Source organism: Gemella parahaemolysans (assembly GCF_053758945.1).
Genome location: NZ_JBSMTP010000024.1, coordinates 1 through 7,114, shown reverse-complemented (window position 1 = coordinate 7,114; position 7,114 = coordinate 1). Strand labels below are relative to the sequence as shown.

The 7,114-nt window shown below is 33.1% G+C and carries 3 protein-coding genes; 1 reads left to right on the top strand and 2 read right to left on the bottom strand.

The annotated features are described in order from the left end of the window. Positions 1-3,736, bottom strand: a 3,736-nt coding sequence (locus ACWOBP_RS08040) for a YSIRK-type signal peptide-containing protein (RefSeq protein ID WP_455338250.1), incomplete at its 3' end; no start/stop codon positions are given. Positions 3,737-4,659: 923 nt separating this feature from the next. Here ACWOBP_RS08040 and ACWOBP_RS08035 point away from each other — a divergent pair. After that, positions 4,660-5,184, top strand: a complete 525-nt coding sequence (locus ACWOBP_RS08035) for a sigma-70 family RNA polymerase sigma factor (protein ID WP_455338249.1) — start codon at positions 4,660-4,662, stop codon at positions 5,182-5,184. A 446-nt stretch (positions 5,185-5,630) separates the two neighbouring features. Here ACWOBP_RS08035 and ACWOBP_RS08030 read toward each other — a convergent pair. Then, the coding region (locus ACWOBP_RS08030; protein ID WP_455338248.1) for an LPXTG cell wall anchor domain-containing protein at positions 5,631-7,114 on the bottom strand (1,484 nt) is incomplete at its 5' end.

Sequence of the window (7,114 nt, the reverse complement as noted above, 5' to 3'; positions counted from 1 at the left end):
TTACTAATGTTAATGTAGATTTATTTAGTTCTACTCTCTCATCACCACGATCAAAGTTAACTGTAGATTTATCTTCTTCATCTTTCACATCAAACACTACTGGAGATTTTTGAACAGCTCCTTGAATGTCTTTTGTTTCAGATTCTTTCGCTGTTGGTACTACTTCAGTCACTGTCGGTGTGTAGGTTGCTGTTGCTGTTGCTGTAATTGGATTCCCAGATAAATCTTGGCCAAGAGTCGTTGTTAAGGACACAGTTACCGGAGTTGCTGTACCTATGAAAGTATTCAATGGTACAAATGTTACTACCCCCGTTGCATTGTTAATAGTATATGTTCCTTGACCATTAATTGTCACTTCATCTACTAATTCTCCAGAAGTAGGGTTAACCAACTTAGCTGGTGATGTAGCACTTGGTACTACAGGAGAGCCATCCCCAACAGATGTAAAGTTTGGAGTACCAGTTTGAGTAACTCCTTGAATATCTGTTGAAGTTACGTTATGCCCCTCTATACTATCTGTTACAGTGATATGGTAGGTAGTTGAAGCTGTTGAAGAACCTTCTCCATGATCAACACCAGATTCTATACCACCTATTGTAGCCTCAGTTATGTAATTTCCATTACTATCAACAACATCAACTGTCACAGTATAAACACCTACTTCATTTAGAGTATAACCACTAGCAAGATTATAGTTAGACGCATCTTGCTTAGTATCATATACCTTCTTAACCCCTGATGGAGATATCACTGTAATTCTCGTGATGTATGTTGTCTTACCATATTTTGTATCCTCAACATCTGAGATTGTCACTGCAGCTTTTGCTTCATTACGAAGATCAACAGCTGTCCCCTTAGTCGAAGTGTAATCCTGTGAAGTTGCTATTGGTTTTGTATTTACAACAGTTGCAACATCAGTATTGGTTGCGATTGTTCCTTTAATAACACCACCAAATCCTGATTCGGTATGTACTTCCCAAGAATTATTATCCACCTTAGTTGCAGTCACTTTTGTTCCATCAGATGAAGTCCATGTACTCGAATGTTTATCATAGGTAATTGTTACTGACATTCCATTGCCTGCTAAATCAGTATTTTGAGAAACATAGGTAGTCAACGGACGTGTTGGTGTCTCAACGCTTGTCACTTTACCATTTTCATCTAACTGACGAGTATATTCATAGATGTAGAATTTCATACCTCCATCTTGTTGTGCTTCAGTGTATACTTGACGTTTAGTCCAAGTTGTAGTACCATCCGCATTTACTGTCCTAACTTCAGCATACTCAGCAGGAAGTTGCCAATGACCAGTCTCACTATTTAATGTTGCAGTGTGTTTTTGACCATCAGTTCCTGTCAACTCAACTTGTTCACGTAGGAAAGTTCCCTTAACATTTTCAGACGATGCTTCAACAGTAATGTTATCCACACCAGCTTTTGCAGTTGCTCTTGATGTGACAGGAATATTAAAGACTGTATTAGAATCTACAGCACCTAGTTCTTGATTTTCAGTAACTGCTGTATTAGTTGAATCACTAGCTACAAGCCATTTACCATTCACTGCTTTTAGATTTGTTATAGTTCCATCTGGCATCGTTACTTTTGCACTTGTTGCCCCTTTAGATATTTTAACTGGTACTGAAGTTGAGTAAGTTTCAACGTTTTGAACTTCAACCTTTGGTTTCACCACAACTGTAAGAGATGCGTGCGCTTCTTGACCTGATTGATTCCAAACATTTCCATCGGCAAGTTTATCGTAATCTTTGGCAAATGTAGAAACGGTATAAATACCTGCCTCAGTAATTTCTCCACCGATTACTGCATTCCCTATATTTCTACGTTCTGATTGTTGTTCTGACGATGTGCTATCCGTTAGAGTGTAGTTTGTACCAGGAATCAAAACTTTCGAATCGTCTAATTGAGTACCTGTAGTATTATAGCCTGATACTCCTGTTACAGCTTTCGAGTTCGATTTTCTCACTGTAATTTCTTTACCTTCTGCAGTTATATATTTATAATTTCCTTGAGTATTTTTTGGAATTGCACTTGATCCTGATTCATCAAAATATTGAATATTGATGTTTGCATCATCACCAACAGTTCGCTCATAACGCTCAGCATCAGATTTTATTTTTGGAGGTATACTATCTTTCCATCCTACCCATCCTGCACGAAGATTTTGTAGCCTAAATGATACTGAACGTCCATCTTTATTTGTTGCTGTTACATCAAAACGTAAATCATATACCCCATTTTCAATATTAGCAGAAACCACCCCTTGAATAGTGTCTGTCGCCTCATCATATGTTAGACCTGGAACAAGGTTAGTTGGCGTTACAGAAGTAAGACTCCACCCAGCTTGTTTTGCCGCTTCTGTTACTGCAATACGGTCTTTCAGTCCTTTTATATATACTCTATCAATACCTTGTTCATATACATAGCCGTAAATTTCTGTAGCTAGATATTCATAACCACCACCAGCTGAATAAATTGCAGTTGCTGCATTTGAGATCTTTGAACCATCCGCACGAAGTTTATTTCTCCAAAGGGGAGCTTCTTCAGCTAATTTCTTAGCCGCCTCTGGTGTTAAAGGATAGTCAACACGACCTGTATTGTTATGCCCTCTTGTCCCACCTTGTTCAGTATGCATCCCATTTCCTGCATTTGTTTCATCACCATCACGTTGGTTAGAGTATACAACTACTTCTAATCCTGAAGTATCAGTACCTGCACCTTTAGTAAGTGTAATTTCTTGAATTGGAATTGTGTAGGTATCTGTTCCTGTGTGATTTGCCGCATTTATTTCTGAGGCATGCGTAACATTTGTATCTTCTTCAGCATAAAAATCTTGAGCAGATAAAGCAACTGCAAACTTACCATCACGGCCAATTCCTGCATTTTTCAATTCAGTATAAACTGCAAGTATCGATTCGTTCAAACGTTCAAGTTGAGCATCCAGTTGATCTTTTGTTATGTTCTTTTCAGCTAAAAGAGTTTTTATTTCAGTAAGAACAGCTTGATTTTTAGTTATTGCTCTTTCTAGTTTAGTTTTAGCTTCAATGTTTACTTCATTTTTACGAATTGCCTCATTCGCTAATACATTTGTAACTTCTGCTTCTGAAGCTACTTGTATCAACTCTTTTCTAGCTTCAGCTACTTCTTTTTCTTCCTTTATAGCTTGCTCTTCTTTTTCTTTTTTCTCTTCTAATTTTTTCTCAGATGCGTGAGCCTTGGCTTCAGTCACTACTGTGCTTAATGCTTGCACTTTTTGTACTTGTTCATCTACTTCTTCTTTTGTAGCTGTTTTACTTGCTAATACTACTTTAGCTTTTTCTAAAACTTCACGTGCAGTTTCTACTGCTGTTTTATCCGCATCTTGAGCCGATTTTAATTTTTCTTCTAGTACTGCAATACTATCTTTTAGAATATTTTTATTAATTTTTTCTTCTACTTTTGTAGCTACTGCTGAAGCAACACTTTCTTTAGTATTTTCTACTACTGGTTTAGAAGTGGGCTTGGGTAGCTCTGTTGATTTTTGATCAGCATTTGTTGTGTTCTCAGCTATTGTATTATTCGCTACATCCTCACTAGCTTGCGCTACCGCTCCTACACCAAAAAAGATACTTGCACCAATCACCACTGACGCAGCACCAACCTTAAACTTTTTAATAGAATATGACTCTACTTTTGTACCTTGTTTAGTCTCTTTTAAATATCGGTTATTTTTACTTACCATATATTTCCTCCTCATATTTAAGTCTTCCATTAGTAATTATATAATTAGTTAAAAAAATTTTTTATTTAATTTTTTTATTATATTTTAACCTAATTTATTGATGTGATATAATAATTTTATTTTTCTTTTTATTATTTTTAAAATATAATATCTAAGTTTTTATTTTTACATTTTTTTAATAATATTAATATATTTTTTACAGACTCCTTTATAGAACCCTTATAATTACTTTATCAAATTTTAATATAATTGTCCATAAAGAGCACTCATAAATTCCTAAAAAATTTCTAATTTACTCTTAAGATTTATATTTCTCCAATAATTCAGGAATCTTTTACACTTTTATATTCTTTATATACTTATTTTATAACATATTTATAAATTTTTTTCTTTAATTTATAAATGTATAGTTTTTAAAAATTTTATACTTATTATTTAAATATTATATATTTATTTTTTTGTATATATACTCTATAATTCCACTTATTCCTTAAATATACTTAAAATTATATAAGTTATAAATATCTATACTTTATTTTTTTACATTTATATAGATTTATCCTTAATTATAAATATATTTTACTTTTATACCGTGTTAAGAATCATATTATAAAATAACCAGGGCTTTACTTTTTTCAGAATAGTCTGATATAATTATTATATAACAATATAAACTCTTATTTCCCCTTACTTGTTTATGGTATACGGGGACTAATTATGAAAGAGTTTAATATTAAATTTACTGTAAAATTATCCGAAGAAGTGGTTTTATTCATTAGATGCACAAAAGGAAAAAAATTAAACATAAACTTATTCCTTGCCATTCTTTCGATACTAATTCATATTTTTGTAAAGGTATCAATTCATGTCTTTATAGAGATATTTACATAGAGAGTAAATAATTAATAAGGAGGTAAATTAAAATGAAAAAAATATATTATTTAGAAGAAGAGAATTGTGAAAAGTTCTATCAACTTTTAGATAAAAAGAAAGAGCTAATTACAAAAGCTCTGTACAGGGTTCACATACCCCAAAAATTACACCATGAGTTTTATAATTATGGTTTAGAGGGTTTATTAGTAAGCTTTTTAATTCTCAATGATGGTGGTATTACTGAAAAAGATTTCGATCGTTTTGCTTTTACTACAATAAAAAGAAAGTTAATCGATGAAATACGCTTTAGAAATAAAGATAAGAGTGTACCTTTGGATATATTTGATAACAATATTTTGGATTCAAGTGACAATAGTTACGATTATTTATATATACAATTATTTGAATATGTAAATAAAACCCTAGAAAAACAAGAATTACAATATTTCTATGAATTTACAAAAACCTTAAACATAAAACAGACTGCTAAAAGTCTAAATATCTCATTAGCAACCGCATATAGATTGCACAAACGAGTAAAAGAGGCTTGCGAGAAATTCCTAATGGAATATTAATACAGTATCAATACTCTCTATGTAGGTATCTATAACATTTTTCCACAAAACAATAAATGGGATATAAGCAATGTAAGTCTAGATTAATTAGTAAAAATTTAATTCAAACTCAAACACATCCAGATCTTAAAATATTATTTCAAGTATACATTTCCTTGTGTTGTAGTATTATCTTTCTAATTTATTATGTAAAAAATAATCCAGAACTGGAATTTTGATATTAACATGTATCAAAATTTCTAGTACTGGATTTATTATATAATTTGAAATCCATCTCCTATTTTTCTCCATACCCCGAATTTGACAAAGAGCCTTTTTTTCATGCTCTGGATTTAGTATACAACCATTTTTTTCTATATTCAAAATTTAACAAAAAACTAAAAAAGCCCTCGAAAAATTTTTCGAGGGCTCTTTACTATATTTAAAGTTTTATTATAAACTTTAAACTAGTTTTCATCGTTTTTACGACGTCTTGCTGCTGCAAGTAATCCACCTAGGATTCCTAATCCTAATCCTGCTAATCCAGTATTAGTTTCAGTTGTACCTGTGTTAGCTAGACGTTGTCCTAATTTAGCATTTGTACCTTGTCCGTTTGAACCTTTAGCCATTACTAAATTATTAGCTGGGATTACTACTACTTGTCCATCTGGGTAAACAATTGTTGCTTCTCCATTATCAGCAATTGTAATCTTAGCATCTTTAAGTTTTGGATTTGCTGCGATTAATGCTTGCTTAACAGCTTCTTTTTCTGCATCTGTTAATTTAGCTGCATTTTCCACTCCAACTTTTCCTGGTAATGTTGGAACTTCTTTTTGTCTAAAGATATCTTTAGCTACGATTGTGTAAACTTTACCATCTTTAGTAATTACAGTCGCATTTCCTGCTTTGTCGAAGATAACTTCTACTACATCAGCATTTGCTCCTTTAATCTTAGCTTTTGCAGCTTCTTTTTCTGCATCTGTTAAGTTATTGAAGTCTGCTACTGTTTCTTTTTCGAAGTCAACATTGATGTTTTCACCGTTGTTCTTAGTTGCAACATCTTTAGCATCTTTAACTAATTGAGCTGCTGGAATTGTTGCTGTCTTACCATCTTCAGTTGTTACTGTTGCATTTCCGTTTTCGTCTACTACTACAGTTGCACCTGGATTTACTGCTTTAATTGATTCTTTAACTTTTTCAATTTCGTCAGCTGTTAATTTAGCTTTATCTCCAACTAATACTCTAGTTGCTGGTGTGTTTACTCCATTTTGTTGAGTTGGATCAGTTAATTTATCTTCTGGAACTACTAAATCTAATTCTGGAATTACTAATACTGTTCCATCACCTTTAGTAACTATTACATCACCTTTATCAGTTACTACTACAGTTGATCCTGGGTTTACATCCTCTACTGCTTTCTTAACTTTTGCTTTTTCTTCATCTGTTAATTTAGCTGGATCTTTTACTACTGTCTTAGTTGCTGGTGTGTTTGCTCCATTTCCTGCATTTTCTTTACCTGCATCTGCTGCTGATTTAGTTAAGTCTGCTGCTGGAATTGTTGCTGTTTTTCCTTCTGGTGTCGTTACTGTTGCGTTTCCTTTATCGTCTACTACAACTTTAGATCCTGGGTTTACTGCTTTAACTTTATCTTCGATTGCTTTCTTCTCAGCGTCTGTTAATTTAGCTGGATCTTTTACTTCTACCTTAGCTGCTGGTGTGTTTACTGCATTTCCTGCATTTTCTTTACCTGCATCTGCTGCTGACTTAGTTACGTCTGCTGCTGGAATTGTCGCTGTTGTACCTTCTGGTGTTGTTACTGTTACATTTCCTTTATCGTCTACTACAACTTTAGATCCTGGGTTTACTGCTTTAACTTTATCTTCGATTGCTTTCTTCTCAGCGTCTGTTAATTTAGCTGGATCTTTTACTTCTACCTTAGCTGCTGGTGTGT

What these genes read in the sequence shown, in the direction of transcription:
- ACWOBP_RS08035 (WP_455338249.1), top strand. Translation starts at nt 4,660, where the DNA reads ATGAAAAAAATATATTATTTAGAAGAAGAGAATTGTGAAAAGTTCTAT.